This window comes from Halomonas sp. FeN2, assembly GCF_020595105.1.
Classification (GTDB): Bacteria; Pseudomonadota; Gammaproteobacteria; order Pseudomonadales; family Halomonadaceae; genus Vreelandella; species Vreelandella neptunia.
On record NZ_CP074200.1, the window covers coordinates 4,327,251 to 4,341,313 of the forward strand.

A 14,063-nucleotide genomic window follows, 5' to 3' on the forward strand; every position below is an offset into this window, starting at 1 on the left:
CCAATAGTCAGGCAATAAAAAAGGCCCGCGTTTGCGGGCCTTTGTCCATCCGTTAGCAATTAAGCTGGGCGGATGTTGGAAGCCTGAAGGCCTTTTTTACCCTGAGTCACTTCAAAGCTGACTTTTTGACCGTCTTGCAGGGTCTTGAAGCCTTCAGCTTGAATTTCGGAGAAGTGGGCGAACAGATCGTCTCCGCCGTCATCAGGAGAGATGAAGCCGAAGCCTTTAGTATCGTTGAACCACTTAACAGTGCCAGTTGCCATTTTCTATTTCCTTAACGTGCTTAGTAATCACGGGCAACTCTATTGTCCACCCGCTACAATTACTCTAGATGTAAACACGGCTGTCGTCCAGCGACATTCCTAAGATTTTTTATTTGGTTGCGAGCAAGCACAAATGATGCAGTTAGGTTTTATTGATGCGCAGTTTATTTCCTTTTTGGTAGCGATCACGTTGCTGACGATAAGCCCCGGTGTCGATACGTTGCTGGTAATACGCAATACGGCCTGCGGAGGCATCCGCGATGGCATCACCACGAGTTTAGCTATCTGCTGCGGCCTGTTTGTGCATGCCACGATTTCTGCATTGGGCATTTCGTTGATCCTGCTCCAGTCGGCCTGGGCGTTTCATATGCTCAAGCTGGTGGGGGCGGGCTACCTAATTTGGCTGGGTATTACCAGTTTGATAGCAGCGCGGAAAGGCCAACCGCTGCCGGTTAATGGGGTGCTAGAAGGTGTTCCTGCCGTTTCGCGCTGGCAGCCGGTTAAAGAGGGCTTTTTGTCCAATGTGTTGAACCCCAAAACCGTGGTGTTCTACATGGCCTTTTTGCCTCAGTTCATCGCTCCTGGCGATCCGGCGCTACTGAAGTCGCTATGGCTGGCGGGAGTGCACTTTATCATCGCCAATATTTGGCAAATAAGCGTGGTCATGATGGTGGGAAGTGCCGGCAAATGGTTGGCTAACGCACGTTTTGCGCAAGTGCTTAATGCCGCTACGGGCAGTGTGCTGGTGGTGTTTGGTATTCGGCTGGCATTAACACAGCGCCCGGTATAAACCGGGCCTGGTAAGCCGGTAATGTGGTGTGTAGAGAAAGGCTTAGCGGCGAGCGAGCAGGGCTCGGTCGTAGCGTACCTGCTGCTCGTTATCGCTCAGCAGTGAAACGCCTTCACTATTGCCGCCGTTGGCAAGACTCTCAAAAATCACCCTGTAGCTAAGCACCGCCTGCACGTAGTCGCGGGTTTCGCGGAAAGGGATGCTCTCCACAAAGAGATCAAAGGCCTCTACACCATCGCCCAGCCACTGATCGACGCGGCCAGGGCCCGCATTATAAGCCGCTGCGGCGGCCAGTCGATTGCCCTGGTAGCGTTGTAGCTTGTCGCGCAGGTAGGTGCTGCCCAGGCGTATATTAAGCTCTGGGTCGAGAACGCCGTAGGGGCCAGGATCGCTAATGCCCAGTTCACGGCTGACTTGGCTGGCGGTGCCGGGCATAAGCTGCATTAACCCACGCGCCCCTGCGGGTGAAAGGGCGTTAGGGTTGTAAGCGCTTTCGCGACGGGTAATGGCCATCAATAGGTATGGATCCACACCGGTGAGACGGCCCCAGTGTTGAAAGCTATCGTGGTAAGCCTGGGGGAAGCGCCAATCCAAAGCATCCCACATTTCAGCGGCAATGGTGGTCTGCACCAAGCGTGCATGCCACTGCTGCTGAGCGGCATAGTCGGCTAGCGCTCGTGCCTGTTGTGGCGAACCGCTCTGTACCGCGTGCAGCCACTCACTGTTGGCGAGCCCATCCTCGCCAATGCGTAGCAAGGCCTCAGTACGCTGAACGACGGGGAGTTGGGCAATGCGCTGTCGCGACGCTTCGTCAAAATGATTGCGTTCAAGGTTCAACTGATAGGGTTGGCCGAGCTTTTCTGCTGCTGCAAAGCCATAAAAACTGCGATCCTGGGCAGCCTGCTGGTAGCGTGCCTCGGCAGCCGCCTGGTTGCCAAGCTGCCCATTGGCGCGGCCCAGCCAATACTGCCAACGGCTATTCTCTTGCTGGCTAGCGGGCATTTCGGCAATCCAGTAGAGCACTCCGTTCCAATCTCGGCTAGCCAGCGCATGGCGAACACGCAGCTCTAAAACCCGCTCGCTCTCCAGACCCGGTAGCACGCTGTCAACCCAGCTTAGCGTGCCCGGTACATCGCGTACCAGGGCGTAAAAAGCCAGTTCTTCCTCAATGGCTTGACGGTCACTGGGCAGCAGGTTTAAACGCGACGAGAGCGTCTGCCAAGCGGCAAAGGCTGCAGGCGTATCTTCACGGGTGTAGCGCTGCATGGCGGCCCGGTAGAAGCTTGCCGTGGCGGCACACTCGGGGCCTAGGCAGGTGGGCGCCTGGGTAATGGCGCTACTGCGCGCTGTGACACTATCCACTGTCTCTAGAGCGGTTTGCCACTGGCCGCTTAATAGCCCGCCAAGATAGCTCGATAGCCGCGTTTCTCCCGCCTGCCAAGCGAGCATTTTACGTTCCCAAATAGCCGTGGCATCGATGGTACCGTTGGCCCGCAGGCGTTCAAATAGTGGGTCGCACGCATTGGGCTGCGAGCTGCCTACGCGCCATAAATCTAATCCTGCCTCGCTTGCCAACTGGGGTTGAGTCGCAAGCAGGGCCGTGTAGTAGTAGCACTGCCGGGCGGTGCCTGATGGCTCACCATCAGCCACCGCGAGCAGGTCGCTATAGCGCCCTGCGTGACCATACTTTGCTATCGCTTGACCACGTATCCATCCTGCTAGAGGAGAGTCTGCGTGCTGGTCGATAAATTGATGTACCCGTTCAGGAGCTACGTTTGGCAATTGCCCCCTTAAGCGGTGGTACTCTACGTAACCGCGCAACGGGTGGTCTTCAATTGAGCGCTCATCGACACGCGCCCATTGCTGCTCGCGGGCAGCGGCGAGGGCATCGCGTAATTCACTATCAGATGCAGCCCACGAAAGCGCAGGTAAGCCCGCCAATAGTGCGGTACACAGCACGCGGGCGGTATGGCGAAATGGCGAAACCAACATGGTGCTCTCTCTCTATAAATCGTTGTTACTTAATCTGGGCCCGGGAGCAGCCCACGCAGATTGCGGTGCAACCGCTATACTGAACGAATATCAGCCGCCATGATCTGACAGCCTAAATACTTAAAGGATCTAATTGCGATGGCTCCATTATCCACTTGGTGGTTGCTGCGTCGACTCAAATCCCGCGTTTGGGCGACAAAACGTATTGTGCGCGCTTTAAAGCTGTTTATCCCTATGACCCGCGATGTTGTTCGCGGCGATTTTCGGCCTATTCCCTGGTCGGCCTTCGGCATGATGGCATTAGCGCTGGGCTATTTGGTACTGCCGTTCGATCTGATACCCGACTTTCTGATGCTAATCGGCGTGGTGGATGACGTGCTAATTGTCGGCTGGCTGCTTAATCGTATCGATCAGCGCCTGGAGGGCTATCGGGCCTGGAAATACCCTGATCCCGATATGACGCCTTCTTGATCCCAGGGACTTGTTAATCCCAGTGGCTTCTTAATCAAGGCCGCTTGAAAAATCGCTGCCTATCCCCATATCTACTCCACGAAACCATTTTATCCTGCTGCATGTAAACGCAGAGGGATGCGACTCAACGTGATTGATAAGGGCTAAGCGCATGACTACAGCTACCCACGAACAAGCGACTGATAAATCGGCTAACCACGAAGAAACGCTCGGCTTTCAGACGGAAGTTAAGCAGCTGCTGAATTTGATGATTCACTCCCTGTACTCAAACCGGGAGATTTTCCTACGCGAGCTTATCTCAAACGCTGCCGACGCCTGCGACAAGCTACGTTACGCGGCTCTTGATAACGATGCACTCTACGAAGGCGACAGCGAACTACGCATTGAAATCGAACACGACCGCGATGCCAACACTATCACCCTACGTGATAACGGTGTCGGCATGAACCGGGAAGACGTGATCGCCAACTTGGGTACCATTGCGCGTTCCGGCACTGCTGAGTTCCTCAAGCAGCTCTCGGGCGAGCAGCAGAAAGACGCCAAGCTAATCGGTCAGTTCGGTGTTGGTTTCTACTCGGGCTTTATCGTCGCTGATGAAATTTCGGTGCGCACCCGCAAAGCGGGAACAGACGCTTCGGAAGGCGTTGAGTGGCGCTCCAAAGGGGAGGGTGAATTTACCGTTGCCGATATTGAGCGTGCTCAGCACGGCACAGAAATCACTCTGCACCTGAAAGAGGATGCCAAAGAGTTTGCTGACGACTATCGCCTGCAGGGCTTGGTTCGTAAGTACTCGGATCATATCGAAGTCCCCGTGCGCATGCCGAAAACAGAAACGGCGAAAGACGACGAGGGTAATCCTATCGAGGGTAGTGAAGTGACTACCTGGGAAACCGTTAACGAGGCGACGGCGCTGTGGTCGCGCCCCAAGAGCGAAGTTTCCGACGATGAGTACAAGGCGTTCTACAAGCACGTTGCTCACGATTTTTCTGACCCGCTGACCTGGAGCCATAACAAGGTCGAAGGCAAGCTCGAATACACCAGCCTGCTCTATGTACCGGGTCGGGCACCTTTTGACCTCTTCGAACGTGACGGTGCTCGGGGCGTTAAGCTCTACGTTCAGCGTGTCTTTATTATGGACGACGCCGAACAGTTCCTGCCGCTCTACCTGCGCTTTATAAAAGGCGTACTCGATACCCGCGAGCTGTCGCTAAACGTATCCCGTGAGCTGCTCCAGCAGGATCCCAATGTAGATAAGATCAAATCGGCGCTGACCAAGCGCGGTTTGGATATGTTGAAAAAACTGGCCAAAGATAAAGAGCAGTACCAGACCTTCTGGAATACCTTTGGTAGCGTATTGAAGGAAGGGCCGGGCGAAGATCCCTCTAACCGGGAAAAAATTGCTGGCCTGCTGCGGTTTGCCTCAACCCATACCGATACGGCTGCCCAGGAGCACGGGCTAGCGGACTATGTCGAGCGCATGAAAGAGGGGCAGCAGAAGATTTATTACGTTGTGGCCGATAGCTTCAATGCGGCGAAAAACAGCCCCCACCTTGAGATCTTCCGCAAAAAAGGCATCGAAGTCCTGCTGCTGTCTGACCGTATTGATGAGTGGTTAATGAGCCATCTCACCGAGTTTGACGGCAAAACCTTTGCCGATGTGGCCAAGGGCGAGCTTGATCTTGGCGATGTGGAAGACGAAGCAGAGAAGAAAGCTCAAGAGGAAACCGCTAAAGCCAAAGAGGATCTGGTAAAGCGCGTAAAAGAAGCACTGGGCGATGGTGTTCAAGAGGTAAAAGTGACTCACCGTCTCACCGATTCGCCTGCCTGTGTCGTGCTGCCCGAGCATGAAATGGGATACCAGATGCGCCGCATTATGGAAGCCGCTGGTCAGCCGCTGCCTGAGGTGAAGCCGATTCTTGAGCTTAACCCTAGCCACGCGCTGGTAGCGCGCTTGGAAGGGGCTGAGGGTGATCTGTTTGGTCAGCTAGCCCACATACTGCTCGATCAGGCAATTATTGCTGAGGGTGGTCATCTGGATGATCCGGCTGCCTACGTGAAGCGTCTGAATAGTGTACTGACTGCTTAACAGAATACGCTATGTCAATGACGGCCCGCTTGGTTACCCCAGCGGGCCGTCTGTTTTGGTAGAGTAGGGATATACGTTCTGCAGGACTTACTAGGACATCATCATGGCTGAGCAGCAAACCAACGTAGCGGTACTGGGGGGCGGTAGTTTTGGTACGGCGCTAGCGAGTATTGCCGCCGATAATGGCGCTCGCGTTCGCCAGTGGATGCGTGACGAAACGCTGGTCGCGCAAATCAACCAAGAGCATCGTAACGGGCGCTATCTGCCCCACTATGCAATGAATCCGGCCGTGGAAGCCTCAACCGACCTTCAATCCGTGCTGGCCGACGCGGAGCTCGTACTCATCGCGATTCCCTCAAAGGCCTTTCGCAGCGTTGTGCAAGCGGCGAAAGCGTGGCTTAGGCCCGAGCAGATACTGGTCAGTACCACCAAGGGAATTGAGCAGGAGGGCTTCCTGCTGATGAGCCAGGTACTCGAGCAGGAAACGGGTTTTAGTCACATTGGCGTGATTGCGGGCCCGAATCTGGCCTCTGAAATTGCCGATAAGCAGTTAACCGCGACCGTGATTGCCAGCGCGGATTCGCTTACCCGCACTCGCGTACAGCAAGTATTGGGCTGCCGTTACTTTCGTGTCTACGCAAGTGATGACCGCCATGGTGTTGAGCTGGGCGGTGCACTGAAAAATATTTATGCGATTGCCGCCGGTATGGCGGCGGCGCTGGGCATGGGCGAAAACACCCGCAGTATGCTGATGACCCGCGCCTTGGCTGAGATGAGCCGCTTTGCGGTCGCCCAGGGGGCTAACCCGATGACTTTTTTAGGGCTGGCGGGGGTGGGCGACTTAATCGTTACCTGCTCGTCTAACCTGTCGCGCAATTACCGTGTCGGCTACGCCATGGGCGAAGGGCGCACGCTGGAAGAGGCTGTCGATGCCCTTGGCCAGGTCGCGGAAGGGGTAAACACCGTTAAGCTGGTATGCGCTAAAGCGAGTGAAATGGGCGTTTATATGCCGCTGGCGGAAGGCCTCAATCACGTGTTGTTTGACGGCGTGCCCGCCCAGGAGATGGCGCGTACCCTTATGATGGGTGAGCAGAGTAGCGATGTGGAGTTTATCCTGCCCCGTGAAGCCGTACAGCAGGCCCATCGAGACCAAGCCTCTCACAGCCAAGCTCCTCACAGCCAGGCTTCAAAGGACAATGGAGGCAGGAATGCCTGATGTGCTAATTATGCGCCACGGTGAGGCCGCGCCGGGCTATCCCGACCAGGCGCGCCGATTAACGCCCCGCGGCGAGTTTGAGGCCGAAAAAATGGCGCGTTGGTTGGCCGAGCACGTGGCTGCAGGCGAGTTGGGTATGCCGAGGATTTATGCCAGCCCCTATGCGCGCGCGCAGCAAACCGCGCAAAGGCTCTGCGATGCGCTGGAAACGTCGTTTGAAACGTTGGATTTTATCACCCCGGATGATTCACCCCGTGCGGTAAGCGACTGGTTGCTGGAACAGCCCGAAGGTGCGCCGATCATGCTGGTCAGTCATATGCCGCTGGTAGGTGATCTGGCGGGGTTGTTAGTAGAGGGCAGCCCTGCCCAGGGTATTGGCTTTCCCACCGCCGCTATCGCCGAGCTTGAGGCCGACGTATGGGCAGCAGGCTGCTCGCAGTTGAGGCGATTTACCCAGCCCAGCCAACTTTAAGAACCTTAAATGCCAAAAAAAGCGGCTGCCAATGCAGCCGCTAGTATTTGCAAGCTTTCAGATCCGAATCAGCTCGTAGCGGGGGTCTTTCGCCAGGGATGGCGAAAGTAGCGCCCAGGGAGGGGTTCACAGCGCCCCCGCGAAGAGTTGTTCGGATCGTCTCCCTGTTACAACAGCGCGTCGAGCTTCTCTTTTAACAAGCCGTTCACCTGCTGTGGGTTGGCGGTCCCACGCGACGCCTTCATTACTTGGCCAACAAAGTAGCCAATCATTTTGCCGCGTTTCTCCGGCTCCGAGTCGCGGTACTGAGCGACCTGGGCCGGACTATCGGCAATCACTTGATCGATCATTGCCTCGATAGCGCCAGTGTCGGTCACCTGCTTAAGGCCTTTGGCGTCGATTACCTCGTCGGCGGACTTACCCTGACCATTCCACAACGCCTGAAAAACCTCTTTTGCGGCTTTGCCGTTAATGGTGTCGTCCAGCACGCGTCTGATCAGTTCGCCTAGCTGGCGCGCTGAGATGGGGCTATTGGCAATGCTCAGGTTTTCGCGATTAAGCGCACCGGAAAGCTCACCCTGAACCCAGTTGGCTGCCTGCTTGGCATCGCCGCACTCGCTGTGTACCGCTTCAAAAAATTCGGCCATATCGCGACTGGCGGAGATGACATTAGCGTCATAAGCAGACAGACCCAGCTCGTTCTGGAAGCGCTCGCGTTTATCCGCAGGCAGTTCGGGCAACTGGCCACGCAGGTGATCCAGGTAGGCCTGGTCGAGCACCACCGGCAGCAGGTCAGGACAGGGGAAGTAGCGGTAGTCGTTGGCCTCCTCCTTAGTGCGCATACTGCGGGTTTCATCACGGTCAGGGTCAAACAGGCGGGTCTCTTGAACCACACTGCCGCCATCTTCGATCAGCTCAATCTGCCGCTCAACCTCAAAGGCAATGGCGCGCTCGACAAACCGGAAGGAGTTAACGTTTTTAATCTCTGCACGGGTGCCAAAGGCTTCCTGGCCTTTAGGGCGAACCGAGACGTTAACGTCGCAACGCATGGAGCCTTCCGCCATATTGCCATCGGAAATGCCCAGATAAGTAACGATCGAGTGAATCGCCTTGAGATACGCCGCGGCCTCTTTGGCGCTACGCATATCCGGCTCGGAGACGATCTCCAGTAGCGGTGTGCCAGCCCGGTTTAAGTCGATACCGGTCATGCCGTGAAAATCTTCATGCAGTGACTTGCCGGCATCCTCTTCCAGGTGAGCATGGTGGATGCGGATACGCTTGGTGCTGCCATCTTCCAGCGTAATCTCAACGTCGCCAGGGCCGACGATGGGGTGGTACATCTGGCTGGTTTGATAACCCTTGGGCAAGTCAGGGTAGAAGTAGTTTTTACGGTCAAACACCGAGACCTCGGCGATATCCGCATGCACTGCCAGGCCAAACTGCACGGCCATGGCCACGGCCTGCTCATTGAGGACTGGCAACACGCCGGGTAGGCCTAAATCCACCGCGCAGGCCTGGGTGTTTGGCTCAGCGCCAAACGCCGTTGAGGCACCGGAGAAGATTTTTGAACGTGTTGCGAGCTGAACGTGGACTTCAAGCCCAATCACGGTTTCCCATTGCATTAGGCGTACTCCTCGGCAAAGGCAGGACGTTGTAAGTGCCAGTCGGTCGCTTGCTGAAACTGGTGAGCGACGTTAAGCAGCTGCGCTTCGGCAAAATGGGTGCCCAGGATCTGGAGACCGACGGGGCGGCCACCGGCAAAACCGGCGGGTACGCTGATGCCGGGAATGCCCGCCAGGTTCACTGCGATGGTGTAGATATCCTGCAGATACATCGACACCGGATCTTTTTTGGCACCCAGGTCAAACGCCGGGGTAGGCGAGGCGGGGCCCATCAGCACGTCGACGTCTTCAAACGCATCCAGGAAGTCCTGACGGATCAAACGGCGCACCTGCTGGGCTTTGGTGTAGTAGGCGTCAAAGAAGCCTTCAGAGAGCGTGTGAGTGCCGATCAGGATGCGCCGTTTAACTTCTTCGCCGAAGCCTTCAGCCCGTGAACGTGTGTAGAGATCGATCAAATCGCTGGGATTGTCGCAGCGGTGACCAAAACGCACGCCGTCATAGCGGGACAGGTTGGAAGAGGCTTCCGCTGGGGCGATCACGTAGTAGGCCGGAATCGCATAGTGGGTATGCGGTAGGCTGACCTCACGCACCGTGGCGCCTAGGGATTCGTAAACTTTTACCGCCTCACGAACGGCTTTTTCAACCTCAGGGTCTAAACCATCGCCGAAATACTCTTTGGGGAGCCCGATCTTGAGCCCCGAGAGAGGAGCATTAAGGCCTTCCACATAGTCGGGTACGCCGCGGGAAACGCTGGTGGAGTCGCGGCCGTCATGGCCCGCAATAACCCCCAGCAGGTGGGCGCAATCTTCGGCGCTACGCGCCATGGGGCCAGCCTGATCAAGGCTTGAGGCGTAGGCAATAATGCCGAAGCGCGACACGCGACCGTAGGTGGGCTTTAAGCCGGTGATGCCACAAAAAGCCGCGGGCTGACGAATCGAGCCGCCGGTGTCGGTGCCCATGGCTGCAGGCACCAGGCCCGCCGCGACCGCTGCTGCGCTGCCGCCGGAGCTGCCGCCGGGCACCGCGGTCAAATCCCAGGGATTTTTGACCGGGCCGTAGTAGCTGTTTTCGTTGGAGGAGCCCATGGCGAACTCATCCATATTGGTTTTGCCCAGGCTGATGGTGCCCGCCGCGTTAAGTTTTTCCACCACAGTGGCGTCGTAGGGGGCGATAAAATTATCCAGCATTTTTGAACCGCAGCTGGTTTTTACGCCCTGGGTGCAAAAAATATCTTTGAGCGCCAAGGGAATACCCGCCAGCGGCCCGGCGTTGCCCGCCGCTCGGGCGTGGTCGGCTACTTCAGCCTGTTTCAGCGCTTGCTCGGCGGTTACGCTGATAAAACTGTTGAGCTTGCCGTCAGCCTTTTCGATACGCTGCAAATAGTGAGCGGTCAGCTCGCGGCTTGAGAACTCACCGCTTTTTAGCGCGGCGGCGAGTTGCGTTAAGGTTTTCTCGTACATGACCCAGAAGCTCCGTTCAGGGGAGAAAAAAAGAGGCAATAGTGGTGGCTTGATTAAATGTTCGTGCTTCGTGGCTCTGCGTACTTATTCAACGACGCGAGGCACGAGATACAGGCCATTTTCCACTGCCGGAGCACAGCGCTGAAACGCGTCGCGCTGGTTGGTTTCCGTCACTTCATCGGCGCGCAGTCGCTGGGTCGCATCCAGCGGATGAGCGAGCGGCGTAACACCCTCAGTATCGAGGCTTTGTAGCTGGTCGACCATGTCCAGAATCCGGCTTAGGTCGTCTACAAAGCCGCTGGCTTGGTCATCGCTGACGGCGAGTCGGGCCAAGTGAGCGGCCCGGCGCACATGAGATTCTTCAAGCGCCATGATCGATATTTCCTCGTAAACGTGATGGAACATAATCGGCTTTAAGCGGTATACATACCGATATTAAAAAAACGTCTTGTGTTGCAGACGTGGAAAATAGCCGCAAAAGGTACCACATCTTGGCCTTAACGGGCAGTGTTAGGCGCGACTCGTGCTTGCTGCCAGGGGGTTGCGGTGATACCGTTTGCATCCGCACAGGGTTCCCGGTCTGCACTAGGTAACAACATCCATGTTTAAACGTTTGAGGGGGCTGTTTTCCAGCGATCTGTCGATCGACTTGGGTACGGCCAACACACTGATTTATGTTCGCGGTCGCGGTATCGTGCTCGATGAGCCGTCCGTGGTTGCTATCCGCCAGTCTGGCAATATGCGCAGCGTCGCGGCAGTCGGTACTGATGCCAAGCGAATGCTGGGGCGTACGCCCGGCAATATTACCGCGATTCGGCCGATGAAAGACGGCGTTATTGCCGACTTCACCGTCACCGAACAGATGCTTCAGCACTTTATCCGCAAAGTTCACCAAAGCACCTTCTTAACCCCCAGCCCGCGTGTGCTGGTGTGCGTTCCTTGCATGTCAACGCAAGTAGAGCGCCGGGCGATTCGTGAGTCAGCTGAAGGTGCCGGTGCCCGCGAGGTGTTCTTGATCGAAGAACCCATGGCGGCGGCGATTGGCGCAGGGCTTCCGGTTGATGAAGCGCAGGGGTCGATGGTGGTGGATATCGGTGGTGGTACTACTGAAATCGCGATTATTTCACTTAACGGCGTAGTCTACTCCGAGTCTATTCGGGTGGGTGGCGACCGCTTTGATGAAGCCATTACCGCTTACGTACGTCGTCACTACGGCAGCCTGATAGGCGAAGCGACAGCCGAACGTATCAAAGAAGAGATAGGTTGCGCCTACCCTGGTGGCGAACTGCGTGAAATTGACGTGCGCGGTCGTAATCTGGCTGAAGGTATTCCACGCAGCTTCACGCTCAATTCCCACGAAACCCTGGAAGCACTGCAAGAAACTCTGGGTTCTATCGTGGCCGCGATTAAGAGCGCCCTTGAACAGTCACCGCCTGAGCTGGCATCCGACATCGCTGAGCGGGGTTTGGTGCTAACGGGCGGTGGGGCGCTGTTACGCGATCTGGACAAGCTGATCGCTGAAGAGACAGGGCTGCCGGTAATTGTTGCTGAAGACCCGCTGACCTGCGTTGCTCGCGGCGGTGGTAAAGCGCTGGAAATGATCGATCAGCACACCTTTGAGTTGCTGTCGAGCGACTAATCGCAGCGGTTAATTGCGGGGGGATTGCCTATTAAACCGCTGTTCTCGCACGGGCCTCTGCCGGGCTACCGGCTGTTTTTTTGCGTCCTGGCCGCCAGTGCATTGATGTTTGTCGACCAGCATTTCACACGTATGGAGCAAGTGCGTGCGCAAATGACGACGGTCGTTGCTCCTATTCAATGGGTCGTTAGTGTGCCTAGTGACCTATTGAATTGGGGGTCGCTTGCGCTCTCCGATCAACAGGCGTTGGTGGATGAAAACCGCCGCCTGCGTGAGCAAATTCTTACCCTTTCTCATCGTGGTCAACGGTTGGCAAATTTGACTGCGGAAAACAGCGAGCTGCGCGAATTGTTGAGGGCGGCTAAGCGGCGCGATATTCCCTATATCACCGCTGAGCTGCTGTCGCTGGATAACGATCCCTTTAGCCATCAGATGGTGATTAATCGCGGCCATCGCAATGGCACCTATGTGGGGCAGCCGGTGATTGATGCCTCGGGTTTGGTGGGGCAAATTACCGCGGTCTCTGCCTACTCAAGTCGGGTACTGCTGTTAGCCGATGCCAGTCATGCGTTGCCGGTTCAGTTAAACCGCAATGGCTTACGTTTTATCGTCCAAGGGGCGGGGCGCTATAGCAGCGTTAATGTCATGCACGTGCCTGACACGGCGGATATTCGAGAAGGTGATTTGCTAACCACATCGGGCTTGGCAGGGCGCTTTCCACCGGGTTACCCCGTGGCACGCGTAACCGAGGTCTTTCACGACCCTGGTCAGCCTTTTGCGCGTGTGACGGCCGAACCTATGGCACAACTTCAGCGCTCACGTCACTTCTTACTGCTTTTTCCGCCCCCGCGAGCGGAGGTAGACGAACATGCGTGGGATGAGACGCTGAATATCTCGGCAGAGGCTTTACGCTCTTCGCTTCAGCTTGCTAGTCCCGATCAAGAGGTGCCCTGATGGCGCGTGCACCGGTTGTGCCTATTTTAGTTATTTGGCTAAGTCTGCTTCTGGCGCTGTGTTTACAAGTCATGCCGCTGGCCGATGGTTGGCAGGTATACCGGCCCGAGTGGCTAGGACTGATGCTGATCTACTGGTGTATGCGCACACCCGACAGAGTCGGCGTTTTTCATGGCTTCGTGCTGGGCATTTTAATGGATTTAATTGAAGGCACCGCGTTGGGGCAGCATGCGTTAATTTATGCGCTCTTGGCATTTCTCTGTGCTCTGGTCTACCCCCGTTTCCGCGCCTATTCGCTGATACAGCAGTCGGCGCTGGTGCTGGTGCTGTTGGGCTTGATGCAGCTAGTCGCCCAGTGGCTGCGTACTATTGTGGGTGATTTTTCGATTCATTTAGCCTTTTTGATTCCCGCGCTGATCAGTGCGTTGCTGTGGCCGTGGCTAGCGACGATGTTCCAGGCATTAGAACGTCGGTTGACCGCTTCATGACTGCGCCTGTTTTGTGCTTAGCGTCGGCTTCTCCACGTCGTCGGGCCTTGCTGGCTTCCATTGGTGTGCCAGTCACGGTTTATCCCTGTGATATCGATGAGACACCGCTGGCCGGTGAGACGGCTCAAGCGTATGTACTACGCTTAGCGATTGCCAAAGCCGAGGCGGCTGCCCCGCTAACTGACTTGCCGACCCTCGGTTCAGATACCGCTGTGGTGGTCGATGGGCGTATTCTAGGTAAACCAGCGGATGCGGAGGAGGGCGCCGAGATGCTGCGGCTGCTTTCAGGACGGTGTCACGAGGTGCTTACCGCGGTGGCGGTGAGTGGGTCAGAAGGTATGCTCTCCTGCTGTGTGACCACCCAGGTGACCATGCGTGAGATAAGCGCTGATGAAATTGCAGCCTACTGGCGCACGGGTGAGCCTGCTGATAAGGCTGGGGGCTACGCAATACAGGGATTAGCCGCCATATTTGTAAAACAGATTCAAGGCAGTCACTCAGCAGTGGTGGGGCTACCGCTGTTTGAGACGACGCACTTGCTATGCCGACAGGGAGTTCCTATCTGGCAGCGCGTTTAACGCCCTTGAATAGAGGGCGTCGCCGCCTGTAT

14 protein-coding genes are annotated in these 14,063 nt (G+C 56.3%); 9 read left to right on the forward strand and 5 right to left on the reverse strand.

Annotated elements, in window-relative coordinates; genetic code table 11:
- Positions 1-59: 59 nt before the first annotated feature.
- Positions 60-263, reverse strand: coding sequence for a cold-shock protein (locus KF947_RS19865; RefSeq protein ID WP_007114660.1), 204 nt, complete (start codon positions 261-263; stop codon positions 60-62).
- Between the two features lie 133 nt (positions 264-396).
- Between KF947_RS19865 and KF947_RS19870 the strand changes: the two genes are divergently transcribed.
- Positions 397-1,053: a LysE family translocator gene (locus KF947_RS19870; protein WP_227404898.1), complete on the forward strand. Its 657-nt coding sequence runs from the start codon at positions 397-399 to the stop codon at positions 1,051-1,053.
- Between the two features lie 42 nt (positions 1,054-1,095).
- Here the strand turns inward: KF947_RS19870 and KF947_RS19875 are convergent, their stop codons facing one another.
- Complete coding sequence (locus KF947_RS19875) at positions 1,096-3,045, reverse strand: transglycosylase SLT domain-containing protein (protein ID WP_227404899.1); 1,950 nt, start codon at positions 3,043-3,045, stop codon at positions 1,096-1,098.
- Between the two features lie 138 nt (positions 3,046-3,183).
- On the opposite strand from KF947_RS19875, the gene KF947_RS19880 reads away from it, so the two are divergent.
- From KF947_RS19880 to sixA, 4 genes are all read left to right on the forward strand, one after another.
- On the forward strand, positions 3,184-3,516 hold the full coding sequence (locus KF947_RS19880; RefSeq protein WP_133730425.1) for a YkvA family protein: 333 nt from the start codon (positions 3,184-3,186) through the stop codon (positions 3,514-3,516).
- Between the two features lie 151 nt (positions 3,517-3,667).
- Positions 3,668-5,602 (forward strand): molecular chaperone HtpG, encoded by a 1,935-nt coding sequence (gene htpG / locus KF947_RS19885; RefSeq protein ID WP_227404900.1) that lies wholly within the window; start codon positions 3,668-3,670, stop codon positions 5,600-5,602.
- A 103-nt stretch (positions 5,603-5,705) separates the two neighbouring features.
- Positions 5,706-6,818 carry an NAD(P)H-dependent glycerol-3-phosphate dehydrogenase gene (locus KF947_RS19890; RefSeq protein ID WP_227404901.1) on the forward strand — a complete coding sequence of 371 codons (1,113 nt, stop codon included), beginning with the start codon at positions 5,706-5,708 and terminating at the stop codon, positions 6,816-6,818.
- On the forward strand, positions 6,811-7,290 hold the full coding sequence (gene sixA, locus KF947_RS19895) for a phosphohistidine phosphatase SixA (RefSeq protein ID WP_227404902.1): 480 nt from the start codon (positions 6,811-6,813) through the stop codon (positions 7,288-7,290). The genes KF947_RS19890 and sixA overlap by 8 nt, the downstream gene beginning before the upstream one ends.
- A 167-nt stretch (positions 7,291-7,457) precedes the next feature.
- Here sixA and gatB read toward each other — a convergent pair whose 3' ends face one another.
- The 3 genes from gatB to gatC all read right to left on the reverse strand — a co-directional run bounded on the left by gatB (position 7,458) and on the right by gatC (position 10,744).
- Complete coding sequence (gene gatB, locus KF947_RS19900; RefSeq protein ID WP_227404903.1) at positions 7,458-8,912, reverse strand: Asp-tRNA(Asn)/Glu-tRNA(Gln) amidotransferase subunit GatB; 1,455 nt, start codon at positions 8,910-8,912, stop codon at positions 7,458-7,460.
- Entirely contained in the window at positions 8,912-10,372 is a 1,461-nt protein-coding gene (gene gatA, locus KF947_RS19905) for an Asp-tRNA(Asn)/Glu-tRNA(Gln) amidotransferase subunit GatA (protein WP_227404904.1), read from the reverse strand. Before gatA ends, gatB begins: the two co-directional genes overlap by 1 nt.
- An 84-nt stretch (positions 10,373-10,456) precedes the next feature.
- Positions 10,457-10,744: an Asp-tRNA(Asn)/Glu-tRNA(Gln) amidotransferase subunit GatC gene (gene gatC / locus KF947_RS19910; RefSeq protein ID WP_133730431.1), complete on the reverse strand. Its 288-nt coding sequence runs from the start codon at positions 10,742-10,744 to the stop codon at positions 10,457-10,459.
- A 229-nt stretch (positions 10,745-10,973) separates the two neighbouring features.
- Here gatC and KF947_RS19915 point away from each other — a divergent pair, with 229 nt between their 5' ends.
- Genes KF947_RS19915 through KF947_RS19930 form a run of 4 tightly spaced genes read left to right on the forward strand, consistent with a single transcriptional unit; the run spans position 10,974 to position 14,031 of the window.
- On the forward strand, positions 10,974-12,011 hold the full coding sequence (locus tag KF947_RS19915; protein WP_007114671.1) for a rod shape-determining protein: 1,038 nt from the start codon (positions 10,974-10,976) through the stop codon (positions 12,009-12,011).
- Between the two features lie 24 nt (positions 12,012-12,035).
- Entirely contained in the window at positions 12,036-12,965 is a 930-nt protein-coding gene (gene mreC, locus KF947_RS19920) for a rod shape-determining protein MreC (protein ID WP_133730432.1), read from the forward strand.
- Positions 12,965-13,453 (forward strand): rod shape-determining protein MreD, encoded by a 489-nt coding sequence (gene mreD, locus KF947_RS19925; protein WP_227404905.1) that lies wholly within the window; start codon positions 12,965-12,967, stop codon positions 13,451-13,453. Before mreC ends, mreD begins: the two co-directional genes overlap by 1 nt.
- Positions 13,450-14,031, forward strand: coding sequence for a Maf family protein (locus KF947_RS19930; RefSeq protein ID WP_133730434.1), 582 nt, complete (start codon positions 13,450-13,452; stop codon positions 14,029-14,031). The genes mreD and KF947_RS19930 overlap by 4 nt, the downstream gene beginning before the upstream one ends.
- The last annotated feature ends 32 nt before the right edge of the window (positions 14,032-14,063 follow it).

Excerpts from the sequence above, each read along its gene's own strand:
- KF947_RS19865 (WP_007114660.1), bottom strand. The coding sequence starts at position 263 with ATGGCAACTGGCACTGTTAAGTGGTTCAACGATACTAAAGGCTTCGGC.
- KF947_RS19870 (WP_227404898.1), top strand. The coding sequence starts at position 397 with ATGATGCAGTTAGGTTTTATTGATGCGCAGTTTATTTCCTTTTTGGTA.
- KF947_RS19875 (WP_227404899.1), bottom strand. The coding sequence starts at position 3,045 with ATGTTGGTTTCGCCATTTCGCCATACCGCCCGCGTGCTGTGTACCGCA.
- KF947_RS19880 (WP_133730425.1), top strand. The coding sequence starts at position 3,184 with ATGGCTCCATTATCCACTTGGTGGTTGCTGCGTCGACTCAAATCCCGC.
- htpG (WP_227404900.1), top strand. The coding sequence starts at position 3,668 with ATGACTACAGCTACCCACGAACAAGCGACTGATAAATCGGCTAACCAC.
- KF947_RS19890 (WP_227404901.1), top strand. The coding sequence starts at position 5,706 with ATGGCTGAGCAGCAAACCAACGTAGCGGTACTGGGGGGCGGTAGTTTT.
- sixA (WP_227404902.1), top strand. The coding sequence starts at position 6,811 with ATGCCTGATGTGCTAATTATGCGCCACGGTGAGGCCGCGCCGGGCTAT.
- gatB (WP_227404903.1), bottom strand. The coding sequence starts at position 8,912 with ATGCAATGGGAAACCGTGATTGGGCTTGAAGTCCACGTTCAGCTCGCA.
- gatA (WP_227404904.1), bottom strand. The coding sequence starts at position 10,372 with ATGTACGAGAAAACCTTAACGCAACTCGCCGCCGCGCTAAAAAGCGGT.
- gatC (WP_133730431.1), bottom strand. The coding sequence starts at position 10,744 with ATGGCGCTTGAAGAATCTCATGTGCGCCGGGCCGCTCACTTGGCCCGA.
- KF947_RS19915 (WP_007114671.1), top strand. The coding sequence starts at position 10,974 with ATGTTTAAACGTTTGAGGGGGCTGTTTTCCAGCGATCTGTCGATCGAC.
- mreD (WP_227404905.1), top strand. The coding sequence starts at position 12,965 with ATGGCGCGTGCACCGGTTGTGCCTATTTTAGTTATTTGGCTAAGTCTG.
- KF947_RS19930 (WP_133730434.1), top strand. The coding sequence starts at position 13,450 with ATGACTGCGCCTGTTTTGTGCTTAGCGTCGGCTTCTCCACGTCGTCGG.